Raw genomic sequence first — 13,711 nt, 5'->3', positions numbered from 1 at the left:
GAGTACGCCATGAACAAGTTCAAGAATTTCATGATCGGTCTGGGCCTGATGGTGCTCCTGGTCGTGGCGCTGGCGATCTGGGTCAAGCTGACCTGGCCGCTGGTGCTCGCTGCCGCCGCGCTGTTTGCCGTGTGGATGGCGCTGACCCGCCAGGGCCGCCAGGCGGCGTCGGTGACGGCGGTGGGCGTGAGCACCTTGCGCCAGCGTCTGGGTTCGTCCTCGGTAATCGTGATCGGCATCGCCGGCGTGGTCGGCGTGCTGGTCGCCCTGCTGGCGATGGGCGAGGGTTATGCCGAAACCCTGCGCAAGACCGGCAACACCGAAACCGCGATCGTGATGCGCGGCGCGTCAGCCTCGGAAGTGATGTCGGTGCTCGAGCGCGACAGCGTGGTGGTGATCCCGCAGGCCGCCGGCATCGCCCGCGATGCGCAGGGCAAGCCGATCGCCTCGCCGGAGATCGTGGTTGCCGCCAACCTTCAGTTGAAGGGTGGCACGGCAGACGACGTGGGCAGCGTGCAGCTGCGCGGCATCGGCGACGAGGCGTGGACGGTGCGGCCGAACGTCAAGTTGGTAGCCGGGCGCAAGTTCAAGCCTGGCATGCACGAACTGATGGTGGGGCAGGGCGCGCAGCGCGAGTTCGCCGACCTGGGCGTCGGCCATCAGATCAAGCTGGGCAACCAGTTGTGGACCGTCGTCGGTGAGTTCGCCTCCGGCGATGCCTTGGACTCGGAGCTGTGGGCCGACGCGAACGTGGTCGCCGAGGCTTATCGCCGTGGCGGCAGCCGCAACTCGGTGACGGTGAAGTTGGCCGACCCGCGCGGCTTCGACGCGTTCAAGGCCACGCTGCAGGCCGACCCGCGTTTGAAGGTCGACGTCAGTACCACCATCGACTACTTCAGCAAGCAGTCCGAGGGCACCTCCAAGATGATCAAGGCGATCGGCATCACGGTCGGCGTGATCATGGCAATCGGCGCGATCTTCGGCGCGCTCAACTGCATGTTCGCCGCCGTCGCCGCTCGTGCGCGCGAGATCGCCACCCTGCGCGCGATCGGCTTCCGCGGCATCCCGGTGGTGGTGGCGATCATGCTGGAGACGATGCTGCTGGCCCTGCTCGGCGGTCTGCTCGGCGGTGCGCTGGCGTGGCTGATCTTCAACGGCTACACGGCATCGACGCTGGCCGCGGGCTCCGTCGGCAAGCTCAGCTTCGAGTTCAGCGTGACCCCCGCGCTGCTGTGGAGCGGCCTGAAATGGGCACTCGCGATCGGCTTCATCGGTGGCTTGTTTCCGGCCGTTCGTGCAGCACGGTTGCCGGTGACCGCGGCCTTGCGGGAACTGTAGTCTTGCGATGTACGCGCAGGAGCCCGCTGGCGGGCGATGCTCTTGATCCAGGGCGTCGCCCGCCAGCGGGCTCCAGGTATTAGGGCATCACCGGCGGGACGTAGGTCAGCGTCATGCCCAGCAGCCACAGCATGCCCAGCACCAGCGGCACGTGCACCACCAGCTGGATGAAGGTGTAGCCGACCACGTCGCGTGCCTTCAACCCGAGCACGCCGAGCAGCGGCAGCATCCAGAACGGGTTGATCAGGTTCGGCAGTGCCTCGGCCGCGTTGTACACCTGTACCGCCCAGCCCAGGTGCACGTGCAGGTCGTTCGCCGCCTGCATCACGTACGGCGCCTCGACCAACCACTTGCCGCCGCCGGACGGCACGAAGAAGCCCAGCACCGCCGAGTACGCGCCCATCACCGCGGGGAAACTCTCCTGGCCGGCCACCTGCACGAACAGGTTCGACAACCGGTGTGCCAGGGTTGCGCCATCGGCGCCGGGCACGTGGGTGAGCAGCGCGGCGATGCCGCCGTACAGCGGAAACTGGATCAGCACGCCGGAGGTGCTCGGCACCGCGCGGCTCACCGCGTCGAGGAAGCTGCGCGGGCGCCAGTGCAGCAGGATGCCCAGGGTGAGGAACAGGAAGTTGTAGGTGTTGAGGTTCGCGATCGCGGTGACCGCCGGCTTGCTGGCGAACTCGTGGCCGAGCCAGCCCAGGCCCAGCAGGCCGATCGCCATCGACAGCAGCGGGCTGTATTCCAGCCATTCGCCCGGCCGCGTGCGCGGCGGCAGCACCGGGGTCGAGGTTTCGCCCACGTCGAAATCTTTTGAAGTGCGCGCATTCGCATCCGACGGCGCCGTGGTCCAGCAGATCAACAGCGACACCACGATCAGCACCGCGGTCAGCACGATCGACTGCCACAGGAAGATGGTCTGGCTGAAAGGCAGCACGCCGGTGATCGCCAGCAGCCCCGGCGGCATGCTGGCCGGGTTCGCCTGCAACTGCGCCGCCGACGACGACAGGCCCATCGCCCAGATCGCGCCTAAGCCGAGATACGCCGCCGCGCCGGCCGCGCGGTAATCCATGCGCAGGTCCTCGCGGCGCGCCAGCGCACGCACCAGCAGCCCGCCGAACACCAGCGAGAAACCCCAGCTGAGCAGCGAGGCCAGCATGCTGACCAGCGCGATGTACACGATCGCGCCGCGCCCGGTGCGCGGCGCGCGCGCCAGCACGTCGATGAAGCGCGCCACCACCGGCGCGGTGGCCAGCACGTAGCCGCCGATCACCACGAACGCCATCTGCATGGTGAACGGGATCAGGCTCCAGAAGCCGTCGCCGAACGCGTTGACCGTCGCCGTCGGCGTGGCGCCGAAGGCGAATGCCGCCAGCGCCACCACCACCACGCCCAGCGCGGCAAACACCCACGCATCCGGAAACCAGCGCTCCGCCCACGCCGCGCTGCGCAACGCCGCGCGCGCCATCCAGCCGTCCTGCCTTGCGTTCATGCTGCCTCCGCCGGTGATCGCGACATGGTCGCGCCCAACCGACGGCTCAGGCAAGCCGACCAAGGTCGAAGCCCCGCTTCAATAGCGTGGAACCAGAGTTGCCGTCGGGGCGGCGCTACGTTTGCGCCCTGCAAGGCAGGGGAGGGAGCGAAGCCGCTCTGCTCCTCCCCCTGCTTGCAGGGGGAGGTTGGCGACCACAGGGAGTCCTTTAGGTGAGGGGGTAAGGCTTCTGACCTAGCGCCGCCGCTTCGCCAGCGTGATGACCGCCACGCCGAACAGGATGATCGCCATGCCGGCCAAGTCGTAGGGTCCCACGTGCTCGCCGGCCAGCAGTACGCCGAACAGCACCGCCACCGGCGGGTTCACATAGGCGTAGCTGGTGGCCAGTGCCGGCCGCGCGCGCTTGAGCACGTACAGGTACGCGCTGAACGCGATGATCGAACCGAACACCGCCAGATAGACGATCGCCAGCGTGGAACGCAGGCTCGGGTGCGCCGGCAGCTGTTCGCCGCTGAGCAGGGCGAAGCCGAGCAGAGCGATGCTCCCGCAGATCATTTGCGCGGCGGTGTTCATCGGGCCGGGCGGCATTTCGCGGCGTCGGCTCCACGCCGATCCGAAGGCCCATGCGGCGGCCGCGGCCAGCAGCGCCAGCGCGCCCAGCCGCGAACCGGACAGGCTGCTGCCGAGGTTCAGCACGATCACGCCGGCGAAGCCGACCACCAGGCCGACGCTTTCGTGCCGGTTCGGCCACTCGCCGTACATGCCGGTGAACAGCGCGGCGAACAGCGGCATGCTGGCCACCGCCACGGCGGCGATGCCCGAGCTCACCTGCTGTTCGGCAAAACACACCAGGCCATTGCCGAGGCCAAGCAGGAACACGCTGGTGAATGCGGCATTACGCCACTGCAGTGGCGTCGGCGGGGCGACCCCGCGCAGGCGCAGGAAGCCGTACAGCGCCACGCCGGCGCACAGGAAACGCATGCCGGCGAGCAGGAACGGCGGGTAGCTTTCCAGCGCGAAGCGGATACCCAGGTACGTCGAACCCCAGATCACGTACAGCGCGAGCAGCGCCAGCGGGATCAGGAAGCGGGGATCAGTCAGGCTGCGCGGCGTTTCGACCGCGACGGAGGCAGGGATATCGGACATGGGGGTGGATCGTGTGGGGACGGCGCATTATCGCGCGTCCGTCCAGGTTGTCCGCAGCGGGTTGCCGAAGAGACGATCAGTGCGCGACGGGCCGGCCCTGGCGGATCACCACGAACTCGCCTTCCAGCACGGCCGGCTGCGCGTTGGGCGCCATCGGCTTCGCCGGCGCGCGCCCCTGCTTCCACTGGCGCACGGCCAGCAGCACGACGCCGCCGACCAGCAGCACGCCGGCCACCACCAGCCCGAACACCAACAGCACGCCAAGCACCGCCACGCCGAGCAGCAGCGACAGGGCACGGGCCAGCGGATGACGAGGACGACGCATGGAAGGCATGGCGAAATACATGTGTTAAAAATCCGTGTGGTAAAATCAACAACTTACGCCGCAACCATGGGGCCATCCGGCCCACGAGGCAAGTGCCGATGGATACATTTATCCCCGTCGAATCGCTGGACCGGCAGTCGCTGTGCCGGCTGGACGATATCCCCGACGGCGGCGCCACCGCCGTCGACGCCAGCCTGGCCGACGGTGACGAAAGCCTGATCCTGCTGCGCCGCGGCGACCACGTGCGCGGCTACCTCAACGTCTGCCCGCACGCGGGCCGTCGCCTCGACTATGCCCCGGGCAAATTCCTGCTGAAGAACGAAACTTTGATCTGCGCCGTGCACGGCGCCACCTTCAACCGGGACGACGGCCTGTGCATCGCCGGCCCGTGCCGCGGCGAACATCTGCGCGCGGTGGCGGTGCAGGTGGAAGCAGGCGAGGTAAAGCTGGCGCAGGAAGCATGATGCGAGTGGACGGCAGCAAGCACGCCTCCCCATTCACGCCGACCGTGCCAGATGCAGCGGGTTGTTCCTACAGTCGCCCGTCAACAGCGGCCACGGGCAGCAGGCTCTTGATGTCGAACACGGCGCAGTTCTCGCGGCCGTAGCGGCGGATGTCTGCGTCGCCGCGGCCGAGGAAATCCCTGTGCGCCACGGCCAGCACGATGGCGTCGTAGGCGTGTTCGGCGGGCGCATCGACCAGGGTGACGCCGAGTTTCTGGCGGCTCTCGAGCGGATCGGCCCAGGGGTCGTACACGTCCACCTGCGCGTGCGTGGCTTCGAGTTCGCGGACGATTTCCACCACGCGGGTGTTGCGCAGGTCGGGGCAGTTTTCCTTGAAGGCCAGGCCCAGCACCAGGATGCGCGAGCCGACCACGTGGATGCGCTTGTTCGCCATCAGGCGGATCACCTGGTGCGCCACGTACAGCCCCATGCGGCTGTTGATGCGGCGCGCGGCGAGGATCAGCTCGGGGTGGTAGCCGAGCACGGTGGCCTTGTGCGTGAGGTAGTACGGATCCACGCCGATGCAGTGGCCGCCGACCAGGCCCGGCTTGAACGGCAGGAAGTTCCACTTGGTGGCGGCGGCGTCCAGCACGTCCTGGGTGTCGATGCCCATGGTGTTGAAGATCATCGCCAGCTCGTTGACCAGCGCGATGTTGACGTCGCGCTGGGTGTTCTCGATCACCTTGGCCGCCTCGGCCACCTTGATGCTGGACGCCTTGTGCGTGCCCGCGGTGATGATGCGGCGGTACAGCGCGTCGACGAAGTCGGCGGTTTCGGGCGTGGAGCCGGAGGTGATCTTGGTGATCGTGGGCAGCCGGTGCTGCTTGTCGCCGGGGTTGATCCGCTCCGGGCTGTAGCCGCAGCTGAAATCGTGGTTGAAGCGCAGCCCCGAGACCCGCTCCAGCACCGGCACGCAGATCTCCTCGGTGGTGCCGGGGTAGACGGTGGATTCGTAGATCACCACGTCGCCGCGCTTGAGCACGCTGCCGATGCTGGCGCTGGCGCTTTCCAGCGGGCGCATGTCCGGCCGGTTCGCCTCGTCGACCGGGGTGGGCACGGTGACGATGAAGACGTTGCACCCGGCAAGGTCGCCGATGTCGGTGGTGAAGCGCAGCTGGCTGGCGGCAGCCAGTTCCTCCGGCGGGGTTTCCTGCGTGTGGTCGCGCCCCGCGCGCAGCTCATCGACGCGCTCGCCGCTGATGTCGAAGCCGGTGGTATCGAACTGCCTGCCGAATTCCACCGCCAGCGGCAGTCCCACGTAGCCGAGCCCGACAACCGCAATTTTCGTGGATGGCAACGTAGGTATCTGCATGAGCCTGTCTGGATTCCCCCGGGTGGCCGACAGTCTAATGGGCTGGTATGGGTTGCATATAGCGCGCCGTGCTCTCCTTCTCCTGCACAGCAGGCGAGGGGCGGCGACCGGAGGGAGTCCTTCGGGTGAGGGGGCTCTTCGCCACAGAGTCAAAAGCGCACCCCCTCCTGACCTCCCCCTGCAAGCAGGGGGAGGGACCGAACCTGCGCCGCGCGCTCTGCGGAGCTGGGGGGAGGGACGAACCGAAGCCGCACGCTCTGCTCCCTCCCCTGCATCGCAGGGGAGGGTTGGGGTGGGGTTGCTCTTCGCTCGCCTCAGCCCTCGATCAGCGCCGCTATCTCGGCCGTGCGTTCCCGCATCAATGCGCTGTCGCCGCGCGATTCCACGTTGAGCCGCAGCAGCGGTTCGGTGTTGGAGCTGCGCAGGTTGAAGCGCCAGTGGCCGAAGTCGGCGCTGATGCCGTCGGTATGGTCGAGTGCGGGGGCGAGGTGGGCGTAGTGCGCCAGCACGCGTTCGGTGGCGGCGCGGGCGTCGGCGACCTTGAAGTTGATCTCGCCGCTGCACGGGAAGGCGCGCATGCGGTCTTCCACCATTTCGGCCAGCGACAGTCCGCTGGCGGAGATCAGGTCGGCGATCAGCAACCACGGGATCATGCCGGAGTCGCAGTAGGCGAAGTCGCGGAAGTAATGGTGGGCGCTCATCTCGCCGCCGTAGATGGCATTCTCGGCGCGCATGCGTTCCTTGATGAAGGCGTGGCCGGTCTTGCTCAGCACCGGGATGCCGCCGGCTTCGCGCACCATCTCGATGGTGTTCCAAGTGAGCCGCGGGTCGTGGATGATCTTGCCGCCCGGGTGCCGCGCCAGCAGCGCCCTGGCCAGCAGGCCAACCAGGTAATAACCCTCGATGAAGCGGCCGTCGGCGTCGAAGAAGAAACAGCGGTCGAAGTCACCGTCCCAGGCCACGCCGAAGTCGGCGCCATGTGCGCGCACCGCATCGGCGGTGGCGGCGCGGCATTCGGGCAGCAGCGGGTTGGGGATGCCGTTGGGGAAGTTGCCGTCCGCCTCGTGCTGGATGCGGATGAACTGGAACGGCAGGTGCGGGGCCAGTTGGTCGACCACGAGGCCGGCGCCGCCGTTGCCGGCGTTGACCACGATCTTCAGCGGCTGCAGCCGGTCGCGATCGACGTAGCCAAGCAGGTGCGCGACGTACGCGGACTTGTCCGTCATCCGACGGGGCGTTGCGCTGGCGGTCGGGATCGGTGCGTCGTGGCTGGCGGCGAAATCGCGGATCGCGAACAGTCCGCTGTCGCCGCTGATCGGCCGGGAGCCCTCGCGCACCAGCTTCATGCCGTTGTAGTCCATCGGGTTGTGGCTGGCCGTGACCATCACGCCGCCGGCTGCGCCGAGATGGTCGGTCTGGAAATAGACTTCCTCGGTGCCGCCCATGCCGATGTCGATCACCTCGCGCCCGGCCGCCTGGAAGCCTTCGGTCAACGCCGCCTGCAGTGCGGGGCTGCTCAGGCGTACGTCACGCCCCACCACCACCGGTCCCGGGCCGAGCAGGCCGGCCATGCCCAGGCCGATCTTGCGGGCGAGGGTTTCATCGAGCTCGTCGGGCACGCGCCCGCGAATGTCGTAGGCCTTGAAGCAGGGGAGTGGGGGCATCGGGGTGTTCCTGGTTCATGCGGTAAACCGTGAATGATAGCGGGCAGGCGGGGATCAGAAGCCTTACCCCCTCCTGACCTCCCCCTGCTGCGCAGAGGGAGGGACCGAACTGAATCCGCATGCTCCCCCTGCAAGCAGGGGGTGAGGGGTCGCTCTTCGCTTCAATGGAACAGCAGGTTGATCGCGAGCAGGGTGACGACAAGCACCAGGAAGGTCAGCGGCAGGCCCACGCGCAGGAAATCCTTGCCCTTGTAGCCGCCGGGGCCGGTGACCATCATCAGCGCCGGGTGGCCGGAGCTGAGCAGGAAGGTGTTGGACGAGGACACCGCCACGATCAGCGCGTAGGCCGACGGGTTGCCGCCGGTGGCGACGGCCACGCTGATCGCGATCGGCACCATCATCACGGTGGCGCCCACGTTGGACATCACCTGCGAGAACAGCAAGGTGAGGATGGCCAGGCACAGCTGCAGCAGCCACGGCGACGCGCTGCCCAGGTGGTCCAGCACCACCTGCGCGATCCACGCGGCGGTGCCGGTGGCGTCCATCGACCAGCCCAGCGGGATCAGGCAGGCGGTGACGAAGATCGTCTTCCAGTTGATCGCCTTGTACGCCTCGTCCATGTTCAGCACGCCGGACAGCAGCATGCCGATCGCGCCGGTCATCATCGCCACCGACAGGTCGAGGTTGGTGAACAGCGCCAGGCACTTCGCCAGCAGGAAGAAGCCCACCGCCTGCCATATCTTGCCCGGGCGCTGCTGTTCCTTCGGAATGTCGGTGACGACGACCAGGTCACGCTCTTCCGCGGCCAGCGACAGGTCGCGCCAGTTGCTGTGCAGCACCACGGTGTCGCCGGCGCGCAGGCTGACCGAGCGCACGTCGTCGCGCAACACCTGGTCGCCGCGGTTCACCGCCAGCACCGAGATGCCGAAGCGCTTGCGCAGGCGCAGCTCGCCCACGGTGTGCTTGATGAAGCGCGACACCGGCGGAATCACCACTTCGGAAATGCCGGCGCGGGTGGGATTGAACAACTCGCCGAGCTGGCGCATGCGGGTGGACAGCCGGCACAGCTGGTTGTTGGCGAACTGGTTGAGCTGCTCGCGCGGGCCGAGCACGCCGAGCACCGAGCCGACCCAGATCACATGGTCGGCCGGCGGCGCCATGCGCGCGTCGTTGCCACTCTTGATCGCCAGGATCAGCGGTGCCTCATACAGCTGCTCGACCTCGCCGATGCTCATGCCGACCAGCGGGCTTTCCGCGGTGACGGTGAGCTCGGCGGTCTCGCCGACGATGCCATAGGTTTCGGCGAAGTAGCTCTCGGTGCGTCCCGGCGTCACCTTCAGCCGCTCGTCCTCGTGCCCGGGCAGCAGCTTGCGGCCGAAGAAGTAGAAGTAGCCCACGCCCAGCAGTGCCAGGGTCAGGCCGACCGGCGTGACGCTGAACAGGCCGAACTTCGGGATCGTGTGCGCGCCCGGCGGCAGGTTCACGTTGGCGCTGGCGATCAGGTCGTTCAGCACGATCAACGGCGAATTCGCGATCAGCGTGGTGTTGGTGGCGGTGAGGATGCAGAACGCCATCGGCAGCAGCAGCTTCGACAGCGGCACGCCGGTGCGCGCGGCCAGCCGGCTGCTGACCGGGATCATCAGCGCCGCCAGCGCCTGGCTCGGGATCACCGCGCTGAACAGGCTGGCAACCAGGTTGATCACCACGCCCAGGCGCGACTCCGCACCACGCGCCATGCGCATCACGAAGTTCGCGGTGAGGTTGAGCACGCCGGCGCGGTCCAGTCCCTCGCCCATGATCATGATCGCGATGATCGCGATCACCGCGTTGCCGGCGAAGCCGTTGAACACCCGCTCGGACGGGATCAGCCCGGTCAGCCCGATCACCACCACCACCAGCAGCGCCACCATGTCGGCGCGGATCCACTCCAGCACCAGCATCAGCATGGTGAAGCCCACCAGCCCGAGTACCAGGATCATTTCGGGGGTGAGCGAGAGTGCCACTAGCTGACGTCCCTGCGGAACAGCTGGCTGCGGTGGATACGATGGGGCAGTGGAAGCTTCACGCTGCGACGATTCGTCCCTGGGTGGATGGGCGTGAGTATAAGCGGCTGAGCATGGTTGCTGGTGAACCGCAGGCCAAGAGCGCCACTCGCGCCTAAAGGAGTCCCTTCAGTCGTTCAGCCCCTCCCCTACTTCGCAGGGGAGGGAGCGTAGCCGGCTTTGCTCCTCCCCCTGCTGGCAGGGGGAGGTTGGGAGGGGGTCAGGCTTTTGACTCTTCTTCCAGCGCCCGAAAAATCTCTGCCAACACGTCATCCGTGCGCAACAGCACATCGTCGTTCCAGAACCGCAGCACGCGATAACCCGCGCGCTGCAAGGCCTCGGTGCGCCGCCGGTCGTACGCCAATGCATCGAGATGCTGGCCGCCATCCAGCTCGATCACGAGCTTCGCCGGCACGCAAACGAAATCCGCGATATAGCCGGCCAGCGGATATTGGCGGCGAAACTTGTGGCCGTCCAATTGCTGCCGGCGCAGGAAATACCACAAGCGGCGCTCGGCATCAGTGCTTTCGTTGCGGAGCTGGCGGGCGCGGATCCATATGCGCTGCATGGCGAGTCCTTTCGCTTGGCTTGGGCGAAGAGCTAACCCCCTCCCAGCCTCCCCCTGCAAGCAGGGGGAGGAGCAAAGAGCTGCAAGCTTTCTCCCTCCCCTGCGAGCAGGGGAAGGAGTGAAGCGAGCTCTGCTCCCTCCCCTGCGAAGTAGGGGAGGGCTGGGGTGGGGTCGCTCTTCGCTCAAACCTTGCGGTAAAGCAGATCCCAAACCCCGTGCCCCAGCTTCAGCCCGCGCCGCTCGAAGTGCGTCTCGATGCGCCACTCCGGCTTCTCGGCGTACTGCCCGGGGCCGAGCTGGTTGCGCCAGGCGGGGGCGGATTCCATCACCTCGAGCATGTGCTCGGCATACGGTTGCCAGTCGGTGGCCAGGTGCAGCAGGCCGTTCGGAACCATGCGCGAGGCGAGCAGGGCGACGAACTCGGGCTGGATCAGGCGGCGCTTGTTGTGGCGCTTCTTGTGCCACGGGTCGGGGAACCAGATGCGCGCTTCGGACAAGGCGGCAGGGGCGATCTCGTGCTGCAGCACTTCCACCGCGTCGTGCTTGTACAACTGCACATTGCCGGCGTCGCGTGCTGCCAGCGCGTTCATCAGCCGGCCCACGCCGGGGCCGTGCACTTCAACGCCGATGAAGTCGCGCGCCTGGTCATGCTCGCTGGCCCAGGCCAGCGCCTCGCCGTTGCCGAAGCCGATCTCCAGCACCAGCGGCGCCGAGCGGCCGAAGCTCGCCGCGAAGTCGTGCGGGGTGCCCTGGTAGTCGATGCCGAAGCGCGACCACAGCGTGTCGAACGCACGTTGCTGCGCCGGCGTCATGCGTCCTTCGCGCAATACGAAGCTGCGGATACGGCGCATGTATTCGGGGGCAGGGGAATCGGTCGTGGGCATCTGCGTATTGTAGAGCTTTACCCCACCCCGGCCCTCCCCTGCGTGCAGGGGATGGAGAACAGCTAGTCGGCTTACGCTCTGCTGCCTCCCCTGCACGCAGGGGAGGGTGGGGGTGGGGTCAGGCTCTCGCCTCAGTGCTGCCTCTCGTCCTCGCGCACACGCTCCGCATTCTTGCGGTTGGACGGCCGCGCTTCGCTGCGCTGCGGCCGTGGCGTTTCGGCGCGCGGTGGTGGCGCGGCGCGCGGCTGCGGCATCGCGCGCGGCGGTGGCTGGTAGCGTTGCGGCATCGGTTCGCCGCGGTCCGGATTGGGCATCGGCCGTGGCTGCTCGCGCACGTACGCGCGCGGCGCGGGTTCGGGTCGCTGGAAGCGAGGCGCGGCCGGCTCGCGTGCCGGTGCGGTTGGCTGCGGCCGTTCCCGCTGCACGACGCGGTCGGGCTGGTAGCGCTGGAAGCGGTTGTCGTCGGCCGGCATGCGGCGAGGTTCGGCACGGCGGATCTGCGGGACCTCCGACGGCATCGGACGGTTGCCGGGGATCGCACGCGACCTGTCTTCGGCGGCGGGAGCGATGTAGCTGACACCCGGACGTGGCGTCGCCACGCGGCGGTCCGTGTCATCGCGGCCGCGCGGGTGGGCGAAGCGGGCGGAGCGCAGTTCGCCGTCGTCACGCACCATGTCCGGCCTGCGGCTGGGCGTGGCCGGTGCGATGCGTGGAACGGCAGGGAGCTGCCCGGCCGCGGTGACTGGCCGACGCGGGACGTTGTCGTTGCGGTCCGCCATGGACGGGCGTTCGCCGCGGCCTTGGCCGCCCTGGTTATCCAGCACGCGCACGTTGCTGCGCGGCTTGGCGGCGAACCTGTCGCTGCGGCCGGGAACGGGCAGGTCGTGGATCACGGGTGGCGCACGGCGCGCCACCACCTGGCGGTTGAAGCCGCCGGCAGGCAGGTCGCGTGCGTGCGTGTTGCGCGGCGGCCTTGCGGCGTCGGCGATCGGGCGCGCTCGATCGACGCCACGCGGCAGCACCGGCGCATCGGCGAGTTTGCGTGGGTCGATCCGCATCATGTCGCGCTGCACGTGGCGGCCGCCGGCGAAGCTGCGGCCGGGCACGGCGGTGAAGCCGCGCGGTGCGTCGCGGTTGACGTAGCGGTCGCCGCGACCGGGCTGACCACGGCGGTAACGGTTGTAGTGGTCGTCGATGTCGCGGCGCGGATCGTAGCCGCGGCGCCCGCGGATATTGCGGATGTTGACGTTGGCGTAGTAGTTGCGGCCGCAGCGGTACCAGGGGTTGTAGAACTCGCCTGGGCCGAGCGGGAACCAGCCCACCGGCGCACCGCCGATGCCGACCGACCAGCCACCGCCGCCGACGAAGGCGACCAGCGCCGGCGCGTAGATCGGACGCACGTCGCGCGGCCCCGGGATCCAGCCCCAGCCGCCGCGTACGTAGGCCCAGCGGCCGTAGTGGTACGGCGCGAAACCCCACGGCGCATCGTCCACCCAGGTCCAGCCCCATGGCGCGATGTACGCCCAGTGGCCGTCGCGGTATGGCGCCCAGTTGGCGCCGACGTCGCGCGGGAACCACACCGCGCCGTACTCGCTGGTGTCCTGCCAGGCGCCGTACTGGTCGAGGTCCTGGTAGCCGACCACGTCGTCGGAAACGTACTGGCTGCTGTCCGATTGTGCGTAGCGGCGGTCGCGTTCGCTGGCCCAGGCGTCGAACGCGTCGCCGCCATCGATGTCGGTGATCGTCACCATGTCCAGGCTGGGGTCGACGAAGCGGTAGCTGCGCCCGGGGTTGATCGAGCGCTGCGCATTGTTCTCGCCGAACACGGTGGCGCCGCCGTCAAACGCGGTGACGCGTGTGCTGCCGTCGCGCTCGTCGATGTCGACGCGGAACGTGCCGGGCTGGTCGACCACCAGCGCCACGGCCGGGGTGTCGATCTCGTAGCTCTGGCCGTCGTCGAGGCGGCGTACGGTGAGGCTGAGCGTGCCCTGGGTCAGCTCGATCTGGGCCAGCTGGTCGTTGAGATCGAGCAGGCCGAAGTCGGTCCGCCCGTCGATGCGCAGGGTGCCGCCGCCGAACTCCAGCTCGGCGCGGGCGCCCTGGGCGGTGGACAGCTTGTCGCCGGTGGTCAGCGGACGGTTGATGTTGGCGTCGCTCCAGTCCTTCGCGCCGGCGGGCAGGAAGCCGAGGTCGCCGGCGATGTACGACAGCCGCGCCACCCGGCTCGGCGGATCGGCGCTGTCGTCGACGCCGGACTGCGCCTGCGCCAACCCCGCCGCCATGCACAGCAAGGTGATGGCCAATGCTCGCCAGTGACGGCGCCACGACGTGGACAACTCGACAAACCTGGGCATGGTGCTCTCCTTGGGAGTGAGCGCGGGTGGCACGGGGCTTCCGTTCGACACCCTCGCCTCAACGTGCATTGTCAGGCCGGCGA

General features: G+C 68.2%; 11 protein-coding genes. 2 read left to right on the top strand and 9 right to left on the bottom strand.

What is annotated here, in order from left to right:
* Positions 1 to 9 precede the first annotated feature (9 nt).
* Positions 10 to 1,338, top strand: a complete 1,329-nt coding sequence (locus ABIE04_RS05545; protein ID WP_354547565.1) for an ABC transporter permease — start codon at positions 10 to 12, stop codon at positions 1,336 to 1,338.
* A 79-nt stretch (positions 1,339 to 1,417) separates the two neighbouring features.
* Here ABIE04_RS05545 and ABIE04_RS05540 read toward each other — a convergent pair whose 3' ends face one another.
* From ABIE04_RS05540 to ABIE04_RS05530, 3 genes are all read right to left on the bottom strand, one after another.
* Positions 1,418 to 2,806 (bottom strand): short-chain fatty acid transporter, encoded by a 1,389-nt coding sequence (locus tag ABIE04_RS05540; protein WP_354549785.1) that lies wholly within the window; start codon positions 2,804 to 2,806, stop codon positions 1,418 to 1,420.
* Positions 2,807 to 3,064: 258 nt separating this feature from the next.
* Positions 3,065 to 3,976, bottom strand: a complete 912-nt coding sequence (gene yedA / locus ABIE04_RS05535) for a drug/metabolite exporter YedA (RefSeq protein ID WP_354547564.1) — start codon at positions 3,974 to 3,976, stop codon at positions 3,065 to 3,067.
* Positions 3,977 to 4,052: 76 nt separating this feature from the next.
* Positions 4,053 to 4,322 (bottom strand): hypothetical protein, encoded by a 270-nt coding sequence (locus tag ABIE04_RS05530; RefSeq protein WP_354547563.1) that lies wholly within the window; start codon positions 4,320 to 4,322, stop codon positions 4,053 to 4,055.
* A gap of 77 nt (positions 4,323 to 4,399) precedes the next feature.
* Between ABIE04_RS05530 and ABIE04_RS05525 the strand changes: the two genes are divergently transcribed.
* Complete coding sequence (locus tag ABIE04_RS05525; protein ID WP_354547562.1) at positions 4,400 to 4,765, top strand: Rieske (2Fe-2S) protein; 366 nt, start codon at positions 4,400 to 4,402, stop codon at positions 4,763 to 4,765.
* Positions 4,766 to 4,832: 67 nt separating this feature from the next.
* Here ABIE04_RS05525 and ABIE04_RS05520 read toward each other — a convergent pair whose 3' ends face one another.
* The 6 genes from ABIE04_RS05520 to ABIE04_RS05495 form a co-directional block, all read right to left on the bottom strand.
* Positions 4,833 to 6,116 (bottom strand): nucleotide sugar dehydrogenase, encoded by a 1,284-nt coding sequence (locus ABIE04_RS05520; RefSeq protein ID WP_354547561.1) that lies wholly within the window; start codon positions 6,114 to 6,116, stop codon positions 4,833 to 4,835.
* A 314-nt stretch (positions 6,117 to 6,430) separates the two neighbouring features.
* On the bottom strand, positions 6,431 to 7,780 hold the full coding sequence (locus tag ABIE04_RS05515; protein WP_354547560.1) for a phosphomannomutase: 1,350 nt from the start codon (positions 7,778 to 7,780) through the stop codon (positions 6,431 to 6,433).
* Positions 7,781 to 7,941: 161 nt separating this feature from the next.
* Positions 7,942 to 9,759: an SLC13 family permease gene (locus ABIE04_RS05510; protein WP_354549783.1), complete on the bottom strand. Its 1,818-nt coding sequence runs from the start codon at positions 9,757 to 9,759 to the stop codon at positions 7,942 to 7,944.
* A gap of 283 nt (positions 9,760 to 10,042) precedes the next feature.
* Complete coding sequence (locus tag ABIE04_RS05505) at positions 10,043 to 10,390, bottom strand: endonuclease domain-containing protein (RefSeq protein WP_354547559.1); 348 nt, start codon at positions 10,388 to 10,390, stop codon at positions 10,043 to 10,045.
* Between the two features lie 182 nt (positions 10,391 to 10,572).
* Positions 10,573 to 11,274 carry a tRNA (guanosine(46)-N7)-methyltransferase TrmB gene (gene trmB, locus ABIE04_RS05500; protein ID WP_354547558.1) on the bottom strand — a complete coding sequence of 234 codons (702 nt, stop codon included), beginning with the start codon at positions 11,272 to 11,274 and terminating at the stop codon, positions 10,573 to 10,575.
* Between the two features lie 131 nt (positions 11,275 to 11,405).
* Entirely contained in the window at positions 11,406 to 13,628 is a 2,223-nt protein-coding gene (locus tag ABIE04_RS05495; RefSeq protein WP_354547557.1) for a DUF6600 domain-containing protein, read from the bottom strand.
* Positions 13,629 to 13,711: the final 83 nt, after the last annotated feature.

It is taken from the genome of Rhodanobacter soli (assembly GCF_040548735.1).
Lineage (GTDB): Bacteria > Pseudomonadota > Gammaproteobacteria > Xanthomonadales > Rhodanobacteraceae > Rhodanobacter > Rhodanobacter soli_A.
Note: the sequence above shows the minus strand (reverse complement) of the source record. Positions and strands in the feature narration are given on the sequence as shown.

What these genes read in the sequence shown, in the direction of transcription:
- ABIE04_RS05545 (WP_354547565.1), top strand. Translation starts at nt 10, where the DNA reads ATGAACAAGTTCAAGAATTTCATGATCGGTCTGGGCCTGATGGTGCTC.
- ABIE04_RS05540 (WP_354549785.1), bottom strand. Translation starts at nt 2,806, where the DNA reads ATGGCGCGCGCGGCGTTGCGCAGCGCGGCGTGGGCGGAGCGCTGGTTT.
- yedA (WP_354547564.1), bottom strand. Translation starts at nt 3,976, where the DNA reads ATGTCCGATATCCCTGCCTCCGTCGCGGTCGAAACGCCGCGCAGCCTG.
- ABIE04_RS05530 (WP_354547563.1), bottom strand. Translation starts at nt 4,322, where the DNA reads ATGTATTTCGCCATGCCTTCCATGCGTCGTCCTCGTCATCCGCTGGCC.
- ABIE04_RS05525 (WP_354547562.1), top strand. Translation starts at nt 4,400, where the DNA reads ATGGATACATTTATCCCCGTCGAATCGCTGGACCGGCAGTCGCTGTGC.
- ABIE04_RS05520 (WP_354547561.1), bottom strand. Translation starts at nt 6,116, where the DNA reads ATGCAGATACCTACGTTGCCATCCACGAAAATTGCGGTTGTCGGGCTC.
- ABIE04_RS05515 (WP_354547560.1), bottom strand. Translation starts at nt 7,780, where the DNA reads ATGCCCCCACTCCCCTGCTTCAAGGCCTACGACATTCGCGGGCGCGTG.
- ABIE04_RS05510 (WP_354549783.1), bottom strand. Translation starts at nt 9,759, where the DNA reads ATGATCCTGGTACTCGGGCTGGTGGGCTTCACCATGCTGATGCTGGTG.
- ABIE04_RS05505 (WP_354547559.1), bottom strand. Translation starts at nt 10,390, where the DNA reads ATGCAGCGCATATGGATCCGCGCCCGCCAGCTCCGCAACGAAAGCACT.
- trmB (WP_354547558.1), bottom strand. Translation starts at nt 11,274, where the DNA reads ATGCCCACGACCGATTCCCCTGCCCCCGAATACATGCGCCGTATCCGC.
- ABIE04_RS05495 (WP_354547557.1), bottom strand. Translation starts at nt 13,628, where the DNA reads ATGCCCAGGTTTGTCGAGTTGTCCACGTCGTGGCGCCGTCACTGGCGA.